Raw genomic sequence first — 23,155 nt, 5'->3', positions numbered from 1 at the left:
CACAATCACCCGCAATCCCTACAGGGCTTTCCACGCGTGGTCATTGGCAGGAGCAGCGTGTGTTGATCGAAGGCTGCACTCGGTTGCCAGCGCTCAGGTGCCTTCAGGGTCCGCGTGGGACGGGTGCGGCGCGCGGCTTAAGTCACCTGCGCTGCCGTCACACCTGATCGAACGTGTCCAGCGGCACGTGGTCGTAATCGACACGATTGCGGCCACTGCGCTTGGCCCTGTACAGCGCCGCGTCGGCGCGCGCCAGCAGTTGCTCAAGCGTTTCGCCACGCTGAAACCAGGCCACGCCGACCGAACAGGTGACATGCAGCCAGCCGCCATCGATGGGGTAGTCGCCGCAGATGCCGCGGTGCAGGGCGTCCAGCCGATGCGTGGCATCCAGGTTCAAACCAGGCAGCAGCGCCAGCAATTCTTCGCCGCCGTAACGGCCGATGCGGTCGTCGCCGCGCATCAGGGTGTCCATGCGGCGGCCGACCCCGGCCAGGACGGCGTCGCCGGCCAGATGGCCATGCTGGTCGTTGACCAGTTTGAAGTGGTCCAGATCGATCAACACCACCGCCAGCGGACGCCCGTTGTGTTCGGCATGCAGCAGCATCTCGCGCAACGCGGCCAGGATGCCGGCGCGGTTGAGCAGGCCGGTGAGTTCGTCGTGGGTGGCCTTGAGCGAGAGTTCGGCGCGCGCTGCTTCCAGATCGCGCTTGTCCTGTTCCAGCTCGGCGGTGCGCTTGGCTACCAGCTGCTCCAGTTCGCGCTTGCGTCGCAGCAGTTTGGCGGTGCGCCAACGCAGCAGCGCGATCACCGCCGCGATGCTCAGCAGCACGTATCCGACAATGGCCCAAACGCCCCGCCACCACGGTGGCACCAGCTCGAACCCGAAGCGGGTGATCGGGCTGCTGCTGCGCTGGTAGGCATCCATCGCCTGCACTTCCAGCGTGTAACTGCCCGGCGGCAGCAGCGGGTAGGTCAGGTGGCTGAGCGAGGTGCTGGTCCAGCTGGCCTGATGGCCTTCGACCCGGTAACGGAAGCTGACGCGGTCCGGGCCGCCCTCCGCCCCCGGGGTGCTGAGTTCCACATCCAGCGGCACCTGCGACCACTCCACCCGGGCTTGCGGCAGCAGCGGTTGGCTGCCGCGGCGCACATGCAGGATGTCCACCCGCAGCGGCGCCGCGGCGAACACGCGCATCGGATCCAGCAAGTGGGTCAGGCCACGGCTGCTGCCGAGCCAGACGCTGCCATCGGTATCTTCGAAAAATGCATTGGCCGACATGTCGTCCCACAACAGCCCTTCCGTGCGCGTGGCCCGCGCCCAACGCCCGTTCTGGTACACATCCAGGCCCTGGCTGCTGCCCAGCCATAGCCGGCCCTTGCTGTCGTGACGCAGGATGAAGGGCATCACCCGTGCCACCAGCGGGTCGTCCACGGCGGCAAGCGTCAACCTGCCGTCGGCCTGCAGCCGGCCGTGCCACAGCCCGGTATCGCGCAGCGACAGCCAGACTTCGCCATCGGCGCTGAAATCGAGCAGGAAGAAATCCTGGCTAGGCAGGTCGCCGCGCACCTGCACGCGCTGCCAGCGGCCGTCTTTGGCCTGCAGGAACAGGCCTTCGCGCGTGCTGGCCCACAGCCGCCCCTGCGGATCCAGGTCGATATCGCCCACGAAGGCGGCCGGCAGCGCCGTTTCGCGCTCGGCGCTCAGTGGGGTGCCGCGCTGCACGCGGTACAGCCCGCGCGGGGTGGTGATCCACAAAGTGCCGGCCGTATCGAACATCAGCCTGTTGATCGGCAGGTCGAGCTGCAGCACATCGGTGGTCTTGCCGCTACGCGGGTCGCGCCGCGCCACGGCCCCGGACGAGCGCGCCACCCAGGCCGCACCATCGTCCGGCGACAGCGCAATGGAAATGGACTGCAGCAGGGGTTGGCCGTTCTCCAGCGTCCACGGCTGCATGCGTCCGCTACGCGGATCGAGCACATTGGAGCCCGCATCGCCACCGACCAGCAGCTCACCGCCGGGCAGCCGCTGGCTCACCCAGGTCGGCGCTTCGGCCAGGCCCTGGCTTTCGTCCCAGTGTTCGATGGTGCCGTAGCCCAGCCAGCGCTGCACACCCAGGCCGCGCGTGCCGATCCACAGCTGGCCGGTGCTCTGCATCATCAACGGGCCGACCATGGGGCTGATCTGCAGCCCCTGGCTCTGACCGAAGTAGCGCCAATGGTCGCCTTCCCAACGCACCAGGCCGCGGTCCGAGCGCGTCAGCAGGCGGCCCTGCGCATCTTCCGACAGCGTCGTGGCACCGGAGAGGGTGTCGAATCGGGTGCCCGCCGGCGCCGGGCGATTGCGGAACACGTGCTCGCCGGCAGCACGTGACAGCACCAGCCCGCCACCGCGCAACCACAGGGTGCCCAGGCGATCACGAAAGATCGCGCGCCATTGCCGTTCGGGCACGCCGTCGTTCTCGGCCAGCAAGGTGATCTTGCCGCTGGCATCGATCCGGCAGACGTGCTGGCCGCAGCTGGCCCATAACGCGGTTCCATCGGCCAGCAAGGCCCTGCCGGCCGGCAAGAGGCGTCCATCGTCCAACTGCAAGGGCAGGGGGTGGACCGACCAGCCGCCTGCGGCACTGGGCGACAACCGCAGCAGGCTGTTTTCGCTGACCACCACCACGCCATCGGCGTAGGCGGCAACGACATTGCCGCTGTCGGCGCGGATCGGTTTGCCATCGCGCAGCACCTGCACGAAGTCGTTGCCCTCGCGCACGAACAGGCCATTGGCGCTGGACACCCACAGACGTCCGGCCGCATCCAGCCCGAGCGCGCGGATATAGCGCGCATCCAGCCCGCTCTCCTTGCCGACCGGGGTAAAGCGTTCGCGTTCGAAACGGTGCAGCGCCAGCTCGGTGCCGACCCAGACCACACCCTGGCGGTCTTCGAGCAGGCTGTTGACGGTCATGCCCTGCAGGCCATCGGCCTGGGCGTACTCGCGGAAGCTGTAGGTTTGCGCCCAGCTGGTGCTGGAGATCAGCACCGCCGCCAGCAACAGCCACGCCCTTGCATGCAGGCGGGCGCCTTGCAATCGCATCGGGGCCAACAGCGCGGGCACAGTGAGCATCGATTCCCGTGGGATGGAGAGGTGTTGGACGACGATACGCAGCGTCAATCGTGTAGGGGTTTTGACGGCTGCGCGTTCAGAAACTTGAGACCATTCACGGTGTTGCGAGCTCCAGGATGGAGCGGTGCGATCAAGGCGCCAGTTTGCTGGCAGCCTTTTTGCGGCCACTGATATCGATGCGCGATCAGGCCGTCAGCTCTCTGGCGGCATCGAAGGCGGTATCGAACATGCGTTGCACCGGCGGGGCGAACTCGCTGGCGAAACTCGACAGCAGGAACAGCCCCAGCAACACCGTCAGCGGCAGGCCCAGTTGCATGGGGTTCAATGCCGGCGCCGCCTTGGCCAGTGCGCCGAAGGCCAGGTTGACCGCCAGCATCGCCACTATCATCGGCAAGGCCAGGGTCAACCCGCCGCGCAGGATCTGCAGGAACAGGGTGGGCGCTACTTCGGCGAATGCGCCGGCATCGGGCAACGCGGTCCCGATCGGCAACGCCTTGTAACTGTCCACCAGCAATGCAATCACCGCCAGGTGCCCGTTGGCCGCGAAGAACAGCAGCCCGAAGCCGAGATAGAACCACTGCGCGATCACCCCCGACGTCACGCCGCGCATGGGGTCGGACATCTGCGCGAACGACAGGCCGGTGGACTGCGACACCAGTTCGCCGGCCAATGCGCCGGCTTCGAAAATCAGCTTCAGCATGAAGCCCATGCTGGCCCCGACCGCCAGCTCGCGCGCAATGCTCAGCACCGCCTGCGCGGTAAAGCCGTCCCACTCCGGCACCGGCGGCAGGATCGGCGCCAGCACCATCGCCAGCGTTCCGGCCAGCATCACCCGCACCCGTCCGGGCACCGCCCGCGTCCCGATCAACGGCATTGCGGTCAGCAACGCACCGGTACGCAGCATGGTCCACATGATCGCCCCGACCATCGCGAACGCGCGCTGGCCATCGATCACCATCTGGGTTGCAGCATCCATCCGCGCTGGCCCGCTAGCCGATCAGATGCGGAATGCGCTGGAACAGCGCAATGGTGAACTCCACCAGATGCCCCAACAGCATGCTGCCGGTGGCAAATAGCGTGGCCGTCAGCGCCACTGCCTTGGCCACGAAGGCGATGGTCGGTTCGTTCAACTGGGTGGCGGCCTGCACCACGCCAATCACCACGCCGACCACCAGCACGGCCAGCAACATCGGTCCGGCAATCCACAGGACGGTGACCAGGCCACCACGCAATTCAGTCAGGGCGATTTCAGGGCTCATGGGAGGTGCTGATGCAAGTGGGATGCCAAAGGGGTGGGATTGGGGATTCGGGATTGGTTGGCGAACGGGGATCTGAGTTGCCTCGTGTTGCACTGGCTGTCGCTGTCGCTGTCGCTGTCGCTGTCGCTGTCGCTGCGCTCTGGCTTTAGTTTGCTGTTGCTCTGCTTTCGGCTTTTCGGGCCCCCATACCGCAGCGGCAGGCCACGTGGGTCAAACCCCGAAGGGGCGGCGCGCAAGGATGCGCGACGTTTTTCTAAGGGACATGGATGTCCCTTAGAAAAATCCCACGTGGACTGCGTACCCGGAGCGCCTTGGCGCGGAGGGGCGCGAGGACGGGGTGTGTTTCTTTGGTTACTTTCTTTGCACAAGCAAAGAAAGTGACTCCCCCCCGAAGGGGGACGAAAGCCTTGCACTCGCTTGTAGCTCTTGCTCGTCCATCTGATCCAGATACAGATCAAATGCTTTCACGCCCTATGGGCGCGAGTTACTTTTCTTTGCTTGTGCAAAGAAAAGTAACCAAAAGAAAGCACACCCCGTCCTCGCGCCTTCCGCGCTGGGCGCTCCAGGTCCGCATGCCATCCGGGAATTTTTCAAAGGGACGTCCATGTCCCTTTGAAAAACGTCGCGCATCCATGCGCGCCGCCCCTGCGGGGTTTGGCCCGAATGGCCTGCCGCTGCGGTATGGGGCCCCTGAGAAGCAAGAAGCAAAAGCAAGAACTAAGCACTAAGCACTTAAGAACTAAGCACGAGGCCGCAAGCGCCTGGGCACTACAGCTGTGCTGTGCGGCGGCTTCTACAAAACACACTCCACTGGCTGGCAGGTGCTACCGCGCGCCACGCACGCCCACCCCTACGACGCGTTAAAGCTCGCAGCCAGCGTCCCCACCACCAGCACCCACCCATCCACCAGGATGAACAACAGAATCTTGAACGGCGCGGAGATCAGCATCGGCGAGAGCATCATCATGCCCATCGACATCAGCACGCTGGCCACCACCAGGTCGATGATCACGAACGGGATGAAGATCAGGAAACCGATTTCGAAGGCGGTCTTCAGCTCGCTGGTCACGAACGAGGCCACCAGCACCGGGAACGGTACCGCGTCCGGGCCGGCGTACTTGCCGTCGCCGGCCATGCCGGCGAAGGTCATCAGGTCGGTCTCGCGGATCTGCGCCAGCATGAAAGCGCGCAGCGGCTGCGTGGTGAGCGTCCAGGCAGTGGAAAAATCGATCTGGTTATTGAGGTACGGCTGCAGTCCGGCGCCCCACATCTTCTGCCACACCGGCATCATCACCAGCGCAGTCAGGAACATCGCCAGGCCCAGCAGCACCTGGTTGGACGGGGTCTGGCCGGTACCCAGCGCCTGGCGCAGCAGGCCCAGCACGATGGTGATGCGGGTGAAGGCGGTCAGCACCAGCAGCATCGACGGCAGCAGGGTGATCGCCGTCATCAGCAGCAAGGTCTGCAGCGGCAGGCTCACCGGCTGGTCGCCGATGCGGCCCACGCTCACGTTCGGCAGCGACGGCAACTGGTTGGAACCGGCCGGCACCGCGGCAGGGGGCGCTGCCGGTGCCGCGGCCTGCGCCATTGCCGGCAGCGCGGCCGGGCTGGCCGCGGCCAGCGGCGGGCAACTCATCACCAGCAGGATCAGCACCAGGCGCACACTGCGCCCCCAACGATTCCAACGGCTCAACATGTCACGGGTCCTTGCGCAGCTTCTGGGCGAGCAGCTGGGCGAAATTGGGAAGTTGCTTGAAAGCGGGCAGGGTGGGGGCGGGCGCGGTCGGCAGCGGTTCGGGCAAGGTGTGCAGGGTGCTGATGCCGCCGGCGGTCACACCGAGCAACAACTGCTGGCCGTTCACCTCCACCACCACCACACGTTCCTTGGCACCGACTGCCAGGCTGGTCACCACTCGCAGGCCCTCGGTGCTGCGGAATCCGCTGCCGGGCATGCGCTTGAGCAACCAACCCAGGCCGACGATCAGCGCAAGCACCAACAGCAATGCAAAGACTGCGCCAAACAGGCTGGGCGAGGACGGCGCCTGCGCGCCGACCTGGGTCGCCTTGGCCGCGACCGGCGCGGCAGCGGCCAGCAGGCCGATCACCGCAGCCTCCGGATCCGTTCGCTGGGGCTGACCACGTCGGTCAGGCGGATGCCGAAACGGTCGTTGATGACGACCACTTCGCCGTGCGCGATCAGGGTACCGTTGACGTAGACGTCCAGCGGTTCGCCGGCGCCGCGTTCCAGTTCCACCACCGAGCCCTGGTTGAGCTGCAGCAGGTTGCGGATCGGAATGCGTGCGCGGCCCACTTCCAGCGACAGGGTCACCGGTACGTCCAGGATTACGTCCAGGTTGAGGTCGGCCGCGTTCTGGTCCTGCTCGGCCTGCAGGCTGTCGAAGGTGGCAGGCGAGGCGTCGAGGATGTCGGAGTTGATCATTTGCTGGAGTCCTGGGAGGGAACGGCGCGTGGGGCTTGCACGCCGGGCGGGCGTACGGCGGTGATCTTGACGGCGTTGTTGCCATTGGAAACGCCGAATTCGCCGGTGAATAAGGGGATGTCTTCCACGCACAGCGGCACCTGGGCGGGCAGGTCGATCGGCAGGATGTCGCCGACCTTCAAGCCGGTGAGCTGGCGCAGGCTCATGCGCTTGCTGGCCAGCACGCTGGACAGGGTCACCTCGGCGGTGTCCAGCTGCTCGCGCAGCATCACGTTCCAGGAGTCGTCGCGGTCGTTGCGGTCGCTCTGGATGCCGGCATCGAGCAGTTCGCGGATCGGCTCCAGCATCGAATACGGCAGGGTGATGTGGATCTCGCCGCCGCCGCCTTCCAGCTCCACATGGAACCGGCACACCACCACGTACTCGCGCGGGGTGACGATGTTGGCGAAGTGCGGGTTGATCTCCGAATTGATGTACTCGAAGTCCACGTCCATCACCGGCGCCCATGCTTCCTTCAGGTCGGCGAAGGTCTGCTTGAGCATCAGCTGGATCACGCGCATCTCGGTGGCTGTGAATTCGCGGCCTTCGATGCGGGTGTGGAAGCGACCGTCGCCACCGAAGAAGTTGTCCACCACGGTGAACACCAGGGTGGGTTCGAACACGATCAGGCCGGTGCCACGCAGCGGCTTGAACCGAATCAGGTTGAGGTTGGTCGGCACATACAGCGAGTGCATGTACTCGTTGAACTTGACCAGGTCGATGCCGCGCACCGACAGGTCGGCCGAGCGCCGGATCAGGTTGAACAGGCCGATCCGCCACAACCGCGCGAAGCGCTCGTTGACCATCTCCAGCGTCGGCATGCGCCCACGGATGATGCGGTCCTGGCTGGACAGATCGTATTGGCGCGCCTCGCCAGGCAGCGGCTCCGGTTCGGTGTTGACCGCGCCCGAATCCACGCCATGCAGCAGGGCATCGATTTCGTCCTGGGAAAGCAGATCACTGACGCTCATCGGGCAGGCCTTACTGGGTCACGAAACTGGTGAACAGCAATTCTTCGACGCACTTCTTGCCGGTCTCGCTGGTCATGACCTTCTGCGCTTCGGCCAGGGCGGACTTCTGCAGCTTCTGCTTGCCGGCCAGGTCGGCCACGTCGGTGGCCTTGACCTGCGACAGCAGCATCAGCAGGTGGGCGCGGATGGCCGGCGCGTTCTCGGTGATGAGCTTGAGCTCTTCGGGGTCGCGGGTGACCAGCTGCACTTCGACCTGCAGGTACTGCGGGCCATCGCCGGGGTCGGCCAGGTTGACCACGATGGCCGGGTCCATCGGGAAGTACTGCGCCGGCTTGGGCACTTCGGCCACCTTGGGGGCGTCGTGCTTGCCGCCCTTTTCCTCGCCCTTGTGGCCCAGGAAGAACCAGGCGCCGCCGCCAGCGGCTGCCAATACCACCACACCGATGGCGATGAGCAGGATGGGCTTCTTGCCGCCCTTCTTCTTCTCGCCCTTGTCGTCTTTATCGTCGGTCTTCTTGGGTTTTTCAGCCGCTGCCACAGTCTGCTCCAGGGGAATGCTCACCCTGTCGATGCAACTGGCATGCCAAAACCGCGTCGGTTTCCTGGCGCAGGCCATGTGGAAAGCAAAAAGCCCCCGCAGCCCTTGCGCTGCGGGGGTGGAAGGGCGTCATCGGCTACCGGCCGGGCGCGCGGATCAGCGGCGCCGGGGCGTGCCCGGCACGCCGCATCAGGCGTAGGCGTCCAGCAATCCACGCTGGCGTAACACCACCGACGGAATTCCGACGGGCGGGGCGTCGTCCAGGGTCAGGCCGTTGCCGCTGTCGTTGCCGCCATTGCGATTGCCCGCCGAATGCTGCTGTTGCTGACCGACATCGGCCTGGCCAAGCTGGAAGCCGTTCTGGCCGAGCATTTCGCGCAGCCGCGGCAGGCTCTGTTCCAGCGCCTGGCGGGTGTCGGCATTGGCGGCGGTGAAGCTGGCATTGACCTTGTCGCCCTCCAGATGCAGGCGCACCTCGACCGGACCCATCTCGTTCGGGGTCACCTTGATGTGGGCATGGCCGATCTTCTGGTCCGCCAGCCAGCTCATACGCGCGCCGATGGCGTCGTCGAAATTGTCGCTGCCCAGGTCCGGGGTGGGCGTTGGCGAGGCGCTGAAGATCGGCGCCGCATCCTGCAGACGGGTCGGCCCTGGTGCGGTGGCGGTCGGCAGTACGAATGCCGGGGCGTCCGGCGCTGCCGGGGCGGCGCTGTCGTCGGCGGCCGGTTCCAGCGCCTTGGCGGCCATGCTCATCAATGCGGCGGTCTGCGCGTCGCCGCTCACGGCGGTGGTCGAAGTCGGCTTGTCGCCCGCAACGGCGGCCGGCATCAGCGCTCCCAGCGCGGGCAGGGTGGTGCCAGCGTTTGCAGTGGCGGCGGCTGCGGTTGCATCGGTGGGCACTGCGGTGGCGGTCGCGGTAGCGCCGTTGGCACCGGCCATGCTGGCCGTCAGTGCCGCCGCTGCGGCCGCCAGCACATCGCCACCCGGCAGCGCCTGCGCCAGCAGGCCCATGCCGAAGCCACCCAGCCCGGCCGGCGGCCAGCCGGCATCGGTCGCGGCGGCTGTCTCTGCGGGCGCGTCTTCGCTGGTAGCGGCAGCCTTGGCGGGCTTGCCCGTCTTGGTGGCAGTGCCCGCCGTGCTCTTATCGGTAGTTGCCGCGTCCTTGGCGGTACTTGGCTTGGCCTGCTTGGCATCGCCGTCCTGCGCCCGCGGCCGGGCAGTGGCATCGCCGGCCGCATCGTCGCGGGTGTCCTCGTCGCTGCGGTTCCTGTCGGACTGATTGGGCTTGGGTGCGGACTGCTTGGCAGGCACGCGCTCGGGTGCCTGCGGGGGGGCCTGGTTCGGCGTGTTGGCCGGATTGAGCATGCGCGCAAACTGGTCCTGGCCTGCGTCCGGTTCGGACGACGGGTCGCTGTAGCTGGATTTCTTGCCGGTGCCGGCAAGCGCACCAAGGCCGGCGGCGAAGGCGGACAAGGGATTCATGCGGATTCTCCGTGGGTGTCTTGGCTGCGGGCCAGGCGCGAACGACGGGCGCCGAGGTCGTCCATCTCCCGCTGGTCGCGGCGTTCGATCACTTTGTTTTCCTGGGCACGGTAGCTGGCGGCCAATTGCTCCAGCACCTGCTTCTCGCGGCTGGCCAGCAGCAGGCGGGTGCGCTCGGCTTCGACCTTGGCGATATTGCTTTGCACGGTCTGCGCCTGCTGCAGCACGGCGCTGTCCAGGCGGTCCAGGAAGGCGCGGCGGTTGCTCAGCGCCACCGCGCTGGTGCCGGCCATCTGGCTGTTGGCGTATTCCTCGGCGTAGCGGCGCAATTCTTCCAGGCGCGACTGGTGGGTCTCCAGGACGCGCTGGCGCTCGGCCAGGTCGCGGGCGACCTTGTCTTCCTGTTCCTGCGCGCGGCGCAGCAGTGGGTCGATCCGTTTGGACTGCATCATGGATTAGTTCTCGGGTTCGACCAGTTGTTGCAGGGCGGACAGGCTGTCGCTCAGCAGCGAGGCCTTGTGCACGTCCTGGCCGAGGAATTCGACGATTTCCGGCCAACGCGCCAATGCTTCGTCGGTGGCCGGGTCGCTGCCGCGCTGGTAGGCGCCGATGGCGATCAGGTCGCGGTTGGCGGTGTAGGCCGAGAGCAGCCGCTTGAGCTTGCGGATACGCAGGCGCCAGGTGTCGTCGGCGATGTCCTGCACCACGCGGCTGACCGAGGATTCCAGGTCGATGGCCGGATACAGGCCGCTGTCGGCAACCCGACGCGAGAGCAGGATATGGCCGTCGAGAATGGCGCGGGCGGCGTCGGCGATCGGGTCCTGCGGGTCATCGCCTTCGGTCAGCACGGTGTAGAAGGCGGTGATCGAACCGCGGCCCTTGGCGCCGTTGCCGGCACGCTCCACCAGCGCCGGCAATTTGGCGAACACCGACGGCGGGTAGCCGCGGGTGGTCGGCGGCTCGCCGACCGACAGGCCGATCTCGCGCTGCGCCTGGGCGAAGCGGGTCAGCGAATCCATCAGCAGCAGCACGTTCAGGCCCTGGTCGCGGAACCATTCGGCGATGGCGGTAGCGCGGTAGGCGCCATGCAGGCGTGCCAATGGCGGGCGGTCGGCCGGCGCGGCCACGACCACGGCGCGGCGCAGGCCTTCTTCGCCCAGGGTGGTTTCGACGAAATCGCGTACTTCGCGGCCACGTTCGCCGATCAGCCCGACCACGATGACGTCGGCCGAGGTGAAGCGGGTCATCATGCCCAGCAGCGTCGATTTACCGACACCGGAGCCGGCGAACAGGCCCACGCGCTGGCCGCGGCCGATCGGCAGCATGGCGTTGATGGCGCGCACGCCGACGTCCAGCGAGGTGGTGATGGGCTCGCGCGCCAGCGGGTTGATCGACACGCCAGCCATGCCGATGCTGCCTTCGGCGCGGATCGGGCCCTTGCCGTCCAGCGGGGTGCCATCGCTGTCGATGACGCGGCCGAGCAGGCCTTCGCCCACTTCCACGCCGCCGCGGCGCCGCGAGGGCACCACCCGCGCATTCGGCAGCAGGCCATGCAGTTCGGCGCTGGGCATCAGGTAGGTCCGATCGCCGGCGAAGCCGACCACTTCGGCATCGACCCAGCCGCCATCGACCTCGACCTTGCAGGTGGCGCCCATCGGCGCTTCGCAGCCGGTCGCTTCCAGGGTCAGGCCGACCGCGCGGCGCAGGATGCCTTCGCGGATCAGGGTGCGGCCGGCGGTGGGCTCCAGGCCGAGGGTGCCCAGCCGCGTGGCCAGGCGCAGATTGCGTGCATCCAGCCAATCGGCCGGGGTGGCGCCGAACAGGGCGCTCACAGACCCGCTCCGGATTTGCGCATGACCGTCTCCAGCGCAGCCCGCAGGCGCGCGTCCAGGGTGCCGTCGATGCGCACGCTTTCGGCATGCACACGCAGATCGCCGCGGCTCAGGCTCATGTCCGGGGCCACCCGGGTGGTGCTGCTGGGCGCCAGATGCGGCAGCAGCGCGGTGATGTCGTCCGGGTGAAGGCGGACTTCGACTTCGCGGCCGGCGCCGCCAACCGCATCGACCGCCTCGCCGACCAGGTCGGCCAGCAGCTGCGGGTCGGCCTGATAGGCACGGCCGACCAGCTGGCCGGCGATGCGTACGGCCAATTCGCCGAGCGCGCCGACCACTTCGTTTTCCAGCCGCGCCAGCGGGCGGGTGAAGTTGTCCAGGATGCCGTCGATCTGCGCGGTGAGCCGGCGCACTTCCGACTGGCCCTGGGCGAAGCCTTCGGCATGCCCGCGCGCGAAACCCTCGTGCTGGGCGGCATCTTCGATGGCCTGGATCTCTTCCAGGGTCGGCGGGCGCAGCACCGGCTCGAGCATGGCAGGTTCTTCGTAGTCCGGTTCGGGCAGGGCCGGGGCAAGCTGCAGGTCCGGGGCCAGCCAGCGGGTGACCACCTCATTCATACCATGGCCTCCGCACCGGCGCCGCCCAGGCTGATGGCGCCCTCGTCAGCCAGGCGGCGGACGATGGTGAGGATTTCCTTCTGCGCCGCTTCCACGTCGGCAAGGCGCACCGGGCCGCGCGCTTCCATGTCCTCGAGCAGGATTTCGGCCGCGCGCTGGGACATGTTGCGGGTGATCTTCTCGCGCACCTTGACGTCGGCGCCGCGCAAGGCCAGGCCCAGGCGCTCGCCGGAAACCTCGCGCAGCAGCGTCTGCAGGCCACGGTCGTCCAGGTCCACCAGGTTGTCGAACACGAACATCAGGTCCTGGATCTTGCCGGCCAGGTCGGCGTCGATCTTGCCGATCTCGCCCAGCACGCCCTGGTCGGCGCCGGTGTCCAGGAAGTTGAGGATGTTGGCCGCCACCTTGATGCCGCCCACGTTGGACGATTTCAGGTTCTGGTTGCCGGCGAATTGACGCTCCATGATGTCGTTGAGCTCGCTCAGCGCGTTCGGCGGAATGCCGTCCAGGGTGGCGATGCGCAGCAGCACGTCGGCGCGGGTGCGCTCGGGCAGCAGCTTCAGCGCCTCGGCGGCCTGGTCGCTGTCCAGATGCGCCATGACGATGGCAATGATCTGCGGGTGTTCGTTGCGCACCAGGTCGGCAACCGCACGCGGGTCCATCCACTTCAAGGTATCCAGGCCGGTGGTGTTGCGGCCCAGCAGGATGCGGTCGATCAGGCCACCGGCCTTGTCGGCGCCCAGCGCCTGGATCAGCACGTTGCGGATGTAGTCGTCGGCGCCCACGCCCAGCGAGGTCTTGCCCGCCAGTTCGCCGTTGAACTCGTCCATCACCTTTTCGACCTGGTCGCGCGAGATGCCGGTCATGGTGGCCATGGCGATGCCGATCTTCTGCACCTCCTTGGGATCCATGTGCTTGAGCACTTCGGCCGCGTCGCTCTCACCCAGCGACAGCAACAGCACCGCGGCGCGCTGGACTCCGGTCATCGGTTGTGTATCAGGCTTCACTGGCGACCCATCCCTTCACGACTTGTGCGACACGTTTTGAATCGGCTTTGACGGCCTCGCGCGCCAGGCGCATGCGCTCTTCGTAGGCGTCTGGCAGAGCGATCGGGGTCTTTTTGTCCTGACCGATCTGCGCGGTGTCTTCTTCCAGGCGTGGCATCAGGTCGTCGTCTTCGTCGACCATCCGCACGTCGGCGCTCTGTGGAGTGCCATCCTTGCCAGCCTTGCCTTGCTTGTCCTTGACCGCGGTCACGCCGGTGAGCTGACGCAGGGTGGGGCGCACCACACCGAACAGCAGCGCCAGCACCACCACCGCACCGACCAGCAGGCGCAGACCGTTCTGCACGCGCGGATCTTCCCACCACTTCGGACCTTCTTCACCAGCCACCGCTTCGCGCACGAACGGGGCATTCATCACCGACACCGTGTCGCCGCGTGCCGCGTCGAAACCCACTGCCTGCTTGACCAGGCCTTCGATACGGGTGAGCTCGGCAGCGGTGAGCGGCTGTTCGACCATCTTGCCTTTGGCGCCGGGGCGCGGGACGTTGTCCAGCAGCACCGCCACCGAGACGCGCTTGATGCGACCGGCCGGCTGGCGGGTGTGTTGCAAGGTTCGGTCCAATTCGTAGTTACGGGTGGCGCTCTTGGAACTTTCGGTCGGCGTGGCCGGGGCGGCGGCCTGGCCGTTGGCGGCTGCCGGAGTGCCTGGCGCGCCGGCGACTGCCGGTGCCGGCGGCTGGCCGGGGCTATTGCTGGTGGCGCCCGGAGGGCCCTGCGGGCCGGTAGCGCTGGTGCTGGTGTCGCTGACCTGCTCGCTGCGCAGCTTGGCCGGCTCGCCGTTGTAGAGCTCGCGGGCCTCTTCGACCACCGAGAAATCCATGTCCACGCTGGTTTCCGGATTGACCCGGCCCGGGCCGGTCATCGGCTCCAGCAGTTCGCGGATGCGCTGGTTGTAGGAGCTTTCCTGGCGGCGCACCTGTTCGAACTGGGCAGCGTGCTGGGCCGCATCGCTGTTGGGGTCGGCGATGGAGAGCATGCGGCCGCTCTGGTCGACCACGGTGACGCGTTCGGGGGTCATGTCCGGAATGCTGGAGGCCACCAGATTGACGATGGCATCGACCTGGTTGCGCTCCAGGCCCTGGCCGCCGCGCAGTTCCAGCACCACCGAGGCGCTGGCCACATCGCGCTGGCGGGTGAAGGCGCTGGGCTTGGGAATGGCCAGGTGCACACGGGCCTCGCGCACCGGGCGCAGGGTGCCGATGGTGCGCGAGAGTTCGGTTTCCAGCGCGTGCTGGTAGCGGGCGTTTTCCACGAACTGGCTGACGCCGAAGCCCGGGTCCTTTTCCATCAGTTCGAAGCCGCCGCCGGTTTCCTTGCCGGTGAGGCCGGAGCCGGCCAGCTTGAGGCGGGCGTCGTACAGACGGTCCTGCGGCACCGAAATGGCGCCGGTGCCCTGGTCGATCTTGTAGGGAATCTGCGCGGTGCGCAGCAGGTCGGCCGCTTCGGCATTGCCCTTTTCGTCCAGGCCGGTGTGCAGCGATTGGTAGCCAGGCTTCTGCGACCAGAAGAACACCGCCAGACCGGCCGCGACCGCCAGGGCGATCATCGCCATCATGGTCAGCTTGCGGGTGATCTGCAGGCTGCGGACACGGTCGAACCATTGCCCCGCCTTTTCGGCGTTCTGGTTCATGTTTTCTTTACTGATCGCGAGTGCCATGTGTCGTCAACCTTTACAGCGGCATGTTCATGACGTCCTGATAAGCCTGGACGAGACGGTTGCGGACTTCCACGGTGGCGCGGAAGGCCACCTGGGACTGCTGGGAGGCGACCATGACCCGTGCCAGATCGGCATTGGGGTCGCCCATTTCGAATGCTTTGGACAGCGCGCCGGCCTTCTGCTGGGCCTCGTTGACGCCGCCGATGGCGCCGCGCAAGGTCTCGCTGAAGCTCGGCGCCTGCGTCGCCGGTGTCCCCTGCGTGCCGGCCAGTCCCTGGATCTGGTTGCCACGCGCCGCATCGCCTACCGCGCCCATCGAGCCTTGGCCCATCTGCGTCTGGTAGCTGCGGATCTGCGAGAGGATGGAGGTAACGGAGTCGCTCATGGGTGCGGTCAGCCAGGGAGGCAGTGACACCAATGCAAGCGGCGTGCCGAAAAGGCGCCGGGATTTCGGCGCGGGTACGTCTCTGTCGCGCCTGTCGTGGTCGGGCGCAGCGTGATGGCCCCCATCCGCCCTTCGGGCACCTTCCCCCGCAAGCGGGGGAAGGGAGCCGATGGATGGGCAGTTGCAGTGCAACCGACAGATCAAGCGCAGCCGGGCATGCTTCATGCGGCGCCAGAGTGCGGACGCACGCCCCCCACTCGCCCTTCGGGCACCTTCCCCCGCAAGCGGGGGGGGGAGCCGATGGATGGGCAGTTGCAGTGCAACCGACAGATCAAGCGCAGCCGGGCATGCTTCATGCGGCGCCAGAGTGCGGACGCACGTCCCCCATCCGCCGTTCGGGCACCTTCCCCCGCAGGCGGGGGAAGGGAGCCGATGGATAGTCAGTTGCAGTACACCCTGAGAATCAAGCGCAGCCAGGCGTTCCTTCTCCCGCTAGCGGGAGAAGGTGGCGCGCAGCGCCGGATGAGGGCAACACCGTCACAACCAGCGTAACCGCGCTAGCCCGGCAACCAGGCGGCGCGCCAGGTATCCAGATGGCTGCCGCTCAACATCCAGTCGCGGTGCACCGCCTCGCGCAACGCTGCGCCTTTCGCCGCTGACGCGTCCGGGTCGGCCAGATGTTCGCGAATGGCGCCGATCCAGTCGCGGTAGCGGTTCTTCACCAGCGTCACCGGCAGGCTGCCCTGGTAGCAGCGCACGTCGCTGGCGATCACCGGATACCCGCAGGCCCCGTATTCGAGCAGGCGCAGATTGCTCTTGCACTCGTTGAACAGGTTTTGCTCCACCGGTGCCAGCGCCAGATCCAGGTCCAATGCTGCCAGCGCGGCCGGGTAGCGGTCGATCGGCACGCCGGGCTGGAAGTGATGGATGTGCTGGCGCAGCGCGAATGGGTACATCCCCATGAACACCCACTCCACTTCGTCGGCCAATTCCCGCACTACATCGGCGATCAGTTCCAGATCGCCGGTATGGCTGGCGCCGCCGGCCCAACCCACCCGCGGCTTGCCACCCTGGCGCTCGCCTCGCGCCGGCAGATGTTCCCACCAATGCGGCGGCAGGCGGTTTTCGGCCACCCGGATATCGCTGTGCAACCCGGCGAACGCCTCGGCCAGGGCAGGGGTGGAAACCACAAACCGGTCCACCATGCCGAGCCCGCGCCGCACCGTCTTCAGGATGTCCTTGGGCATGTGCTCGCGGTGCGCGTTCTTCAGCGGCAAGTTGGGCAGGTAATCGTCCAGCTCGTACACCTTGAACGCGCGCGACAACGCCTTCATCCGACGCATGGCGTCCAGCCGCGCTTCGCCGACCTGGCGTTGCAGGATCACCACGTCCGGATCCTGGCGCGCCAGCTCGCTGATCTCCAGGTAGCCGTTGAACAATACCCCTTCGGCGATTCCGGCCTCCCGCAAGGCGCGCAGTGGCTGGATCACCCGGTAGTGGCCGCAGCCTTCGATATCGGCCGGCAACGCGATCACGCTCGGCAGCGGTCGCCACGACTGCAACGGCCGCCAGCTCGCGCGCGGGTCGGCCAGCGCGAAGCCGGCACCGGGGTCCAGCGAAAATCCCGGGTTGTAGGCCGGGTCGTTGGCCATCATCGGCAGCCACCGCGCGTACATTGCTTCCTCGTCGAGTGCCGTGGCGGGCGTGGTGTCGGGCGGATCGATCAACAGCTGCGCACGTGCCGCGAAGACATTGAGATAGCCGGCCTGCTGCAAGCGCAGGCACAGGTCGACATCGCTCCACTGCGCCAGCGCCGGCTCCAGGTCGAAGCCGCCGGCGTCCACAAACAGCTGGCGCGGCAGCATCAGGCATTCGCCACTCAGCGCGCTGTAGTTCTGGTCCAGTTGCAGGCGCTGCAGATAGCCCGATTCGTCGAATGCCGCACCTTCGAACGCGCGCGCTGCAGGTGCCCCCAGGCCCAGCAGCAGTCCGGCGTGATGCACGGTGCCGTCGCCGCGCAGCAGCTTGCCCGCAACCGCACCGACCTCCGGGCGCAGCGCGTGGTTGAGCAATTGCTCCAGCCAATCGGCCTTCATCACCGCCGCACCCGCTGCCAGCCACAACAACACCTCCCCACGTGCGTGCTCCACCGCGGCATTGCATACCGCCTCACGCGGTGGTTCGGCGGCAAAGCGCAGCACGCGGATCTGCTGCATGCCCAGATTCTCGATGCCGCCCAGCCAGCCATGCAGATCCGCCTCGGTGGTGCCGCGATCCAGCAGCAACACCTCGTAATGCGGATAGCTGGTCTTGGCAAGAATGCTTTCCAGGCAGCGCTGCACCTGCGGCAGCCGGCCATCGACCAGCACCAGGATGCTCACCAGCGGTTGCTGCGCATGGCGGTAGTCCACTGCATGCCGGCCGGGACCGGCGCTGTGCACCACCGCGTCCACGTAACCGCGTTCGGCGAGATGGCGCGCAATCGCCCGGCGTTCGTCCTCGTCGTCGTGCTGCGGCGTGGCCGATGCGATCAGGATGGGTTCTGCCATATGACGGATGCAGGCCAACCCGTAACGCTCGATCAGGCCGAGCTGGTAATCCAGCTCGAATGCCGCGCTGGGCCCGGTGGGAAAGCCGCCATCTGCCAACAGCGTGCGGTGCCGGAACACCCAGTGCCGCGAAAGCGTCGCCGGTGCGCTCAACAGCATGTCCAGATACAGCGCCGGCCGCAGCGCCAGCCCCAACTGTCCGTTGTCCAGCGCCATCACTTCATCGGCGTAGACGGCCTGGCAGTCGTCGGGTAACGCCAGCATTTCCAGCGCCAGCATCATCAACCCGCTGGCGGTGAACAGGGTGCCGGCATCGACCAGCAGCACCCAATCGATCGCATCCTGTGCGGCGATCACCCGGTTGAGCGTTGCTGCCAGGCCGTGCGCCCCGATCAGCACGCCACGCTCGCCGTGCGCGGCAACCTGCTGCGGCGAGCTGCTGATGACCCAGGTTCGATGCCGTTGATAGCAAGCGACCGCGTCCAGGCTGTCGCCCGTTGCAGCGACCGCTGCGGCATCGCCGTGACGGTCGACCAGCAGCACCGCGATGCGCGGTCCGCCGGAATGCGCCCGCAGGCGCGCCTGGATCAATGCACGTTGCACCGTGCTCGGGTGGCGCACGCCCAGCCAGGTCGTCGGCGACACGCGCTCGGCCATGCCGGCGCTTTGCATCAGCGCATTGACCAGATCCACCGGCTTGAACACGCGCGCCTTGTGCGGACTGAGCGGGGCCACGCGCACCTGTCGATTGTCGCCAGTCTCGCGTCGCCAGCCGAGCTGGCGGATGCCCTGGCGCAAGTCTTCATGCCCCTGATCGCCGATACCGGGCTGATCGCGCCCCCCCTGACTGAACTGCGCACTGGAGACCCGAAACTGCGTGAGCGGGCTGGCCAGCATCGCCAGGTGGCCGTGGCGCAGCAGCTTGACGTAGATCGCCAGATCGCCCACCCAATGGATGGCCTTGCCGTTCAAGGCCATGAGCTCATTGCCCAGCGCCAACAGATCGGCACGCCGTGCGAGCACGCAACTCGGCTCACCGATGAAATTGATGGTGTGGTCGGCCAGAAACGACACCAGCTCCGGCCCGTCGATCAGCACGTCGTCGGCAAACGGGAAGCAGGTGGCCAGAATGTCCGGCAGCGGTTGCCCGTCGTCATCGATGCGCACCCGCCGCGACGAAGCCATCGCTGTGCCCGGGTTGCGCTCGATCGCCTCGACCAACTGCGCAATGCAATCGTGCTGCAGCACATCGTCGTCATGCAGGAACTTGATGTACTCGCCCTGCGCCAGGCCAATCCCCTTGATCGTGCTGACCAGCTCGCCAAGCCGCGGCGTGTTGCGGTGGTAGCGAATGGGGAAGGGCGCACCCGCCAACCTGGACGCCAGCGCCGCCTCAATGGCGCCATCGGCATCGTCGTCGCAGATCACCAACTCCAACGCCGGGTAGGTCTGTGTCAGCACGCTCTCCAGCGCCTGCGCGAAATAGCGCGGCTTGTAGGTCGGCATGACGATGCTGACAAGATTCGGTGTCACTTTGCTTCACCCGAAAACCGGCTGAGGTAATCCAGATACTCCTTGCGTGTCAGCCCAGGATAACGCCGTCTTAGCAGTTGGAATTTATTTACCAAACGTCGAGATGTTTCTCCGCCGTGTTCTCTCCGCACAACAAGCTCGCGGTCCAGATTCTCTACGAGTTCGGTGTAGGCTTCATGTAGCTCAGCTGCAACTGAGGAGCCAGTGCTTTTCTTTAGATTCGGAAATTCAAAGCACGGCATGTCGTAGGATGCGGTGCAGGGCATAAGGCCGACTGCGTGGAGGAAATCAAGAAATTCCTTGTGCAGAGCTGGGTAAGCATTGTTCATTTCCGAGAGGTCAAGGTTCTCGAAAACTTCACGGATGTTGCTTCGGCTGTGAATGGTGGGTTCATAAGGAATACGGAGGTATTCGCAAGTTTCCCTGGCCCTGGAATCCGGATTGGTCACAATGGCGGGGACGCCGCTATTGATCGACAGGATTCCGGAGTGAAGTCGGGTTCCAATCGTAAGGCAATGGTCGTTACTTTTGAAGAACTCGGTCCACTGCCTGTAATCCGAGAAAAATTCTAATCGTCCAGCCATGGCCTTGGCCAGTAGTTGGAAGGATGTAGGTATTTCGTTGAGGTTGAAAGGTTGTGCTGTGATGTTGGAAGTCGACGGCAGTGCTTTCTCAAGGTACAGCAAGTTGATGAAATAAAGTTCATCCTGCAGCAGATGGGATGTTCGCGGCAGTCCAGCATTGAAGAATGTGGCTGTAGTGATGACCTTATCCGGGTCCCATGGCTTTTTCTGTAAAACCCGGGCGGGTCCGTTCTCAAAGTAGCTCGGGCAGCCAATCACTCTAACGTTCTTTATGCCGATGCTATTTAAAATCTCGGCGGAATAATTTCCGCGTACACCAATCAGCTTGGACTTTTCGGAAAGAAGGGAGAAAAGTCGCCGTTGATTGGGGCTCAGACGCTCGGCCAAGCCCGGATCGTAGCCATTGAAAGAGTTTGCGCAAAGACTTACAGGCACGATCGGGATCTTGATTTTTTCAAGAAAGTGGGTGATTCGATCAATAGGGAGGTCCGAGAAATCCTCGCGAATATCATCCTTCATCGTCCAGACGAGATGCGAGTATTGTTCGTTGATCTCTTCTGAAATTTGATCGGATAGCGTTGCCTCGAATGCGTTGGAAATGTGGTCAAGCTTCACCGGGCGCCCGAACAGCGCCTTCAAAAAACCATAGGCGATGTAGCCGTTACCGATATTCTGGCCTCTGATATTGGCTTGGGATGGCCCCATGCCCTTCAGGAAATCCGAGATCTCCAAAGATTCAGGAAGGGCTGAGTTGAAAAGAAACATCTTGCTGGCGTCTGTCATCTCTCTATATTTTCCGGGTCATGAATGCTCCTTGGCTTAATTCGCCCAAGGTGGCGGCTCGGCTCCGGCAACGGGCGATGCATACAGGACAAGATCGTAGTAGTGGGCAGGAGAGTGCTGGCGCAGTCGGAAGTGGTAACCATCCACCAATTTATCCAGTTGTTCCACGATATCGAGCAAGTCCTGGGCGTAGTGGTATACGCAAATAGCCATACGGGGGCGCTGGGTGTGGATGAGGCGAGATGCGCCTTCCAGTGCTCTGGCCTCAAATCCTTCGATGTCAAGCTTCAGCAACGTCAGTTTTTCAAGTTCGTCGTCTAGGCGCGTGGTAGATACCGAAATTTCGCCATCCTGGGACACATGGCTAGAGACGGTACCGGTCTCCTTGAAGCGCAACGTCGTATGTTCGTTGGAGATGGCTTTGTTGATGGCCTTGAGATTGCCAGGCAAAAAGGGGTGGGCATTCGCGACACCCTGCAGTTTCTGAAAGTTGATGCGATCAGGTTCGAAGGCTGTGATGCTTTCGTATTGATGGCGGGATGCGTCCAGAAACTTGCGGACGATGGGGCCTTCGAAGGCGCCACCATCACAAAAATGTTCGCGCTTTCCCAGTTGGAAGGTGCTGCTGTCAGCGAACGTGGAAAAGTATTCGTTGATCGGTGCGGCCCAGCAGTCCCTCAGAAGGCTGGAATCGTAGGTCAGGCGAAACAATAGGTTGCTGTAGAGCGTAAAAATGCTGAATTCGTCGTCCAGGCGATCCGCAAGGCGCAAAAACTCGTCCAGGCGCAGAAGCGTGCGCTGGCGGTACACCTGGGCAGGTTCGTACACTGCTGCCAGTCCACAGTGGGCAATGGCCAGGCAGGCATCCACCCTCTCGATGCCTGCCTGCTCGCAGAGCGTACGAGCCAAGCCGGATTCTTCTGGGCTGTAGGAGAAGTCGATGGCCAGTGCCCCGGGGTAGTGGGCAGCTTGTTCAGCGAACTGGCGCAAACTCCAACGCGGCACGCGATGTACTGTGTCACCTTCGTTTGGCTTGTCATCCACGGCGGCGATGACATGTGTGGGGTGTTGGACGATCTGGGGAGCATAGATGTTGCCAATGCCAGAGCGCGGTTGGATGAGGAACAGAGGGCGCTGCTCAAAATCCGGGATCAGTGGATCCACGGAAGGTGCAACGCTCAGCTGTTCAATGTGCGCAGCTGCGCAGAGATTGGTGGCAAACGCACGGCCGCGCGGGCTACAAGAGAAATCGATAGCGACTGCATCGGGATACTGGCCCGCATTCGCAAGAAACTCCTGACTGCTCCAGCGCGGCGCGCCGTGGATGTTATCCAGATGGGTGCTTTGGTCATCGACCGCCGCAATTACATGACGTAGGTTGGCCACGACCCTAGGGCCATGCACCATGCCTGCGTAGGACTCGGGAGCAACCAGGAAAACAGGGCGGTCGGCAATCGCGGGCAGGCGCGCAATGACATCGTCGAGTGCGGGACGTTCCTGCTCCGCGATACGCAGAATGCGTTGGCGAAGCTGCTCAATTTTCGAGTGCATGAAGGTCATCTATCGTAGGTGTGAATCGGGGCGTCGTAGCGGATATCAAAATAGGTTTTGGTGGGCACGTCCTCGTCGTAAATACGCGGCCAGCCAAGTTCGCAGCTTCGGCCCACTTTGACGCCTGCGCGTACGATGGCGCCGGTCCGCAGGACGCTATTGCCGCCGATCTCGACGCCCGCGCCGATTTGCACACCATTCTCTATCCAACATGAGGATTTGATGCGACACGCAGGCCCAAGGTGCACTCCGGCATGGATGACGGTGTTGTAATCGATCTTGCAGCCGTGCCCGACGATAGCATTGGCACCCACGAAGGCGTTCAAGCCGATGACCGTGTCCGCGCCGATGGCGGCGCTGGGGTGTATGAACGGCTCCAGCCTGAAGCCACGCTCCATTGCCGCCTGCATCAGTTCCATCCGTTTGAAGTTGCCGAAGCGTTCGTCAAAGGCAGCGAACATGGCCCCGCCGGATGGATCCAACCCATCCAGCACACCTAGCTCGAACGCATGATCAGCATTCTGCGGCACGTCAATCTTGATGACCTTCTCGTCTTGACGCACTTGCTTCCAGGCGTAAAAGGCCAGATCGAGGTATTCGCTGCCTCCGATGATCCACCTAGGGAAGGTCTGAACAACGAGACCTGACAGGGCGGAAGGTGGCGTCGTTCCGAAGAGTGGCTTTTGGAACTTCGGAATTTCGCCATTTCTGGCGCTTTCCGCGGGAATTTCCCGGTTCACAGACGCACGCTCCCCATCGCCG

The 23,155-nt window shown here is 65.0% G+C and carries 19 protein-coding genes; all 19 read right to left on the bottom strand.

Annotation, left to right across the window (positions count from 1 at the left end; genetic code table 11):
• Positions 1 to 157 precede the first annotated feature (157 nt).
• The 19 genes from J7367_RS18090 to J7367_RS18000 all read right to left on the bottom strand — a co-directional run bounded on the left by J7367_RS18090 (position 158) and on the right by J7367_RS18000 (position 23,043).
• Complete coding sequence (locus J7367_RS18090; RefSeq protein WP_057661824.1) at positions 158 to 3,079, bottom strand: diguanylate cyclase; 2,922 nt, start codon at positions 3,077 to 3,079, stop codon at positions 158 to 160.
• 214 nt (positions 3,080 to 3,293) lie between these two features.
• Entirely contained in the window at positions 3,294 to 4,085 is a 792-nt protein-coding gene (fliR, locus tag J7367_RS18085; protein WP_057661814.1) for a flagellar biosynthetic protein FliR, read from the bottom strand.
• Between the two features lie 13 nt (positions 4,086 to 4,098).
• The gene (locus tag J7367_RS18080) at positions 4,099 to 4,368 is read right to left on the bottom strand and encodes a flagellar biosynthetic protein FliQ (protein ID WP_005917968.1); all 270 of its coding nucleotides are present in this window, start codon (positions 4,366 to 4,368) and stop codon (positions 4,099 to 4,101) included.
• 850 nt (positions 4,369 to 5,218) lie between these two features.
• Positions 5,219 to 6,064, bottom strand: coding sequence for a flagellar type III secretion system pore protein FliP (gene fliP, locus J7367_RS18075; protein WP_007969680.1), 846 nt, complete (start codon positions 6,062 to 6,064; stop codon positions 5,219 to 5,221).
• Position 6,065: 1 nt separating this feature from the next.
• Positions 6,066 to 6,473 carry a flagellar biosynthetic protein FliO gene (gene fliO / locus J7367_RS18070; protein WP_005921346.1) on the bottom strand — a complete coding sequence of 136 codons (408 nt, stop codon included), beginning with the start codon at positions 6,471 to 6,473 and terminating at the stop codon, positions 6,066 to 6,068.
• Complete coding sequence (gene fliN, locus J7367_RS18065) at positions 6,470 to 6,808, bottom strand: flagellar motor switch protein FliN (protein WP_007969679.1); 339 nt, start codon at positions 6,806 to 6,808, stop codon at positions 6,470 to 6,472. Before fliN ends, fliO begins: the two co-directional genes overlap by 4 nt.
• Entirely contained in the window at positions 6,805 to 7,818 is a 1,014-nt protein-coding gene (fliM, locus tag J7367_RS18060; RefSeq protein WP_005917976.1) for a flagellar motor switch protein FliM, read from the bottom strand. Before fliM ends, fliN begins: the two co-directional genes overlap by 4 nt.
• A gap of 10 nt (positions 7,819 to 7,828) precedes the next feature.
• On the bottom strand, positions 7,829 to 8,380 hold the full coding sequence (locus tag J7367_RS18055; RefSeq protein WP_022559112.1) for a flagellar basal body-associated FliL family protein: 552 nt from the start codon (positions 8,378 to 8,380) through the stop codon (positions 7,829 to 7,831).
• Positions 8,381 to 8,545: 165 nt separating this feature from the next.
• Positions 8,546 to 9,838: a flagellar hook-length control protein FliK gene (locus J7367_RS18050; RefSeq protein WP_057661812.1), complete on the bottom strand. Its 1,293-nt coding sequence runs from the start codon at positions 9,836 to 9,838 to the stop codon at positions 8,546 to 8,548.
• A complete protein-coding gene (fliJ, locus tag J7367_RS18045; RefSeq protein WP_005918178.1) occupies positions 9,835 to 10,290 on the bottom strand; it encodes a flagellar export protein FliJ in 456 nt (151 codons plus the stop codon). Before fliJ ends, J7367_RS18050 begins: the two co-directional genes overlap by 4 nt.
• A gap of 3 nt (positions 10,291 to 10,293) precedes the next feature.
• Positions 10,294 to 11,670: a FliI/YscN family ATPase gene (locus J7367_RS18040; RefSeq protein WP_057661810.1), complete on the bottom strand. Its 1,377-nt coding sequence runs from the start codon at positions 11,668 to 11,670 to the stop codon at positions 10,294 to 10,296.
• Complete coding sequence (locus J7367_RS18035; protein WP_005918165.1) at positions 11,667 to 12,287, bottom strand: FliH/SctL family protein; 621 nt, start codon at positions 12,285 to 12,287, stop codon at positions 11,667 to 11,669. Before J7367_RS18035 ends, J7367_RS18040 begins: the two co-directional genes overlap by 4 nt.
• Entirely contained in the window at positions 12,284 to 13,273 is a 990-nt protein-coding gene (gene fliG / locus J7367_RS18030; protein WP_005918162.1) for a flagellar motor switch protein FliG, read from the bottom strand. The genes J7367_RS18035 and fliG overlap by 4 nt, the downstream gene beginning before the upstream one ends.
• Before the next feature lie 10 nt (positions 13,274 to 13,283).
• Complete coding sequence (gene fliF, locus J7367_RS18025) at positions 13,284 to 15,008, bottom strand: flagellar basal-body MS-ring/collar protein FliF (protein ID WP_057661808.1); 1,725 nt, start codon at positions 15,006 to 15,008, stop codon at positions 13,284 to 13,286.
• A gap of 13 nt (positions 15,009 to 15,021) precedes the next feature.
• The gene (gene fliE, locus J7367_RS18020; RefSeq protein ID WP_005918157.1) at positions 15,022 to 15,393 is read right to left on the bottom strand and encodes a flagellar hook-basal body complex protein FliE; all 372 of its coding nucleotides are present in this window, start codon (positions 15,391 to 15,393) and stop codon (positions 15,022 to 15,024) included.
• Between the two features lie 557 nt (positions 15,394 to 15,950).
• Positions 15,951 to 19,448, bottom strand: a complete 3,498-nt coding sequence (locus J7367_RS18015; RefSeq protein ID WP_057661806.1) for a glycosyltransferase — start codon at positions 19,446 to 19,448, stop codon at positions 15,951 to 15,953.
• A gap of 23 nt (positions 19,449 to 19,471) precedes the next feature.
• The gene (locus J7367_RS18010; protein WP_057661804.1) at positions 19,472 to 20,842 is read right to left on the bottom strand and encodes a polysaccharide pyruvyl transferase family protein; all 1,371 of its coding nucleotides are present in this window, start codon (positions 20,840 to 20,842) and stop codon (positions 19,472 to 19,474) included.
• A gap of 36 nt (positions 20,843 to 20,878) precedes the next feature.
• On the bottom strand, positions 20,879 to 22,402 hold the full coding sequence (locus J7367_RS18005; RefSeq protein ID WP_057661801.1) for an FkbM family methyltransferase: 1,524 nt from the start codon (positions 22,400 to 22,402) through the stop codon (positions 20,879 to 20,881).
• Positions 22,399 to 23,043: a UDP-3-O-(3-hydroxymyristoyl)glucosamine N-acyltransferase gene (locus tag J7367_RS18000; RefSeq protein ID WP_209028964.1), complete on the bottom strand. Its 645-nt coding sequence runs from the start codon at positions 23,041 to 23,043 to the stop codon at positions 22,399 to 22,401. The genes J7367_RS18005 and J7367_RS18000 overlap by 4 nt, the downstream gene beginning before the upstream one ends.
• Positions 23,044 to 23,155 lie beyond the last annotated feature (112 nt).

It is taken from the genome of Xanthomonas sp. D-36-1, assembly GCF_017746155.1.
Classification (GTDB): Bacteria; Pseudomonadota; Gammaproteobacteria; order Xanthomonadales; family Xanthomonadaceae; genus Xanthomonas; species Xanthomonas cissicola.
The sequence above is the reverse complement of the archived record's forward strand: the minus strand, read 5'-3'. Positions and strand labels throughout refer to the sequence as shown.

Excerpts from the sequence above, each read along its gene's own strand:
- J7367_RS18090 (WP_057661824.1), bottom strand. The coding sequence starts at position 3,079 with ATGCGATTGCAAGGCGCCCGCCTGCATGCAAGGGCGTGGCTGTTGCTG.
- fliR (WP_057661814.1), bottom strand. The coding sequence starts at position 4,085 with ATGGATGCTGCAACCCAGATGGTGATCGATGGCCAGCGCGCGTTCGCG.
- J7367_RS18080 (WP_005917968.1), bottom strand. The coding sequence starts at position 4,368 with ATGAGCCCTGAAATCGCCCTGACTGAATTGCGTGGTGGCCTGGTCACC.
- fliP (WP_007969680.1), bottom strand. The coding sequence starts at position 6,064 with ATGTTGAGCCGTTGGAATCGTTGGGGGCGCAGTGTGCGCCTGGTGCTG.
- fliN (WP_007969679.1), bottom strand. The coding sequence starts at position 6,808 with ATGATCAACTCCGACATCCTCGACGCCTCGCCTGCCACCTTCGACAGC.
- fliM (WP_005917976.1), bottom strand. The coding sequence starts at position 7,818 with ATGAGCGTCAGTGATCTGCTTTCCCAGGACGAAATCGATGCCCTGCTG.
- J7367_RS18050 (WP_057661812.1), bottom strand. The coding sequence starts at position 9,838 with ATGAATCCCTTGTCCGCCTTCGCCGCCGGCCTTGGTGCGCTTGCCGGC.
- fliJ (WP_005918178.1), bottom strand. The coding sequence starts at position 10,290 with ATGATGCAGTCCAAACGGATCGACCCACTGCTGCGCCGCGCGCAGGAA.
- J7367_RS18035 (WP_005918165.1), bottom strand. The coding sequence starts at position 12,287 with ATGAATGAGGTGGTCACCCGCTGGCTGGCCCCGGACCTGCAGCTTGCC.
- fliG (WP_005918162.1), bottom strand. The coding sequence starts at position 13,273 with ATGACCGGAGTCCAGCGCGCCGCGGTGCTGTTGCTGTCGCTGGGTGAG.
- fliF (WP_057661808.1), bottom strand. The coding sequence starts at position 15,008 with ATGGCACTCGCGATCAGTAAAGAAAACATGAACCAGAACGCCGAAAAG.
- fliE (WP_005918157.1), bottom strand. The coding sequence starts at position 15,393 with ATGAGCGACTCCGTTACCTCCATCCTCTCGCAGATCCGCAGCTACCAG.
- J7367_RS18015 (WP_057661806.1), bottom strand. The coding sequence starts at position 19,448 with ATGCCGACCTACAAGCCGCGCTATTTCGCGCAGGCGCTGGAGAGCGTG.
- J7367_RS18010 (WP_057661804.1), bottom strand. The coding sequence starts at position 20,842 with ATGACAGACGCCAGCAAGATGTTTCTTTTCAACTCAGCCCTTCCTGAA.
- J7367_RS18005 (WP_057661801.1), bottom strand. The coding sequence starts at position 22,402 with ATGACCTTCATGCACTCGAAAATTGAGCAGCTTCGCCAACGCATTCTG.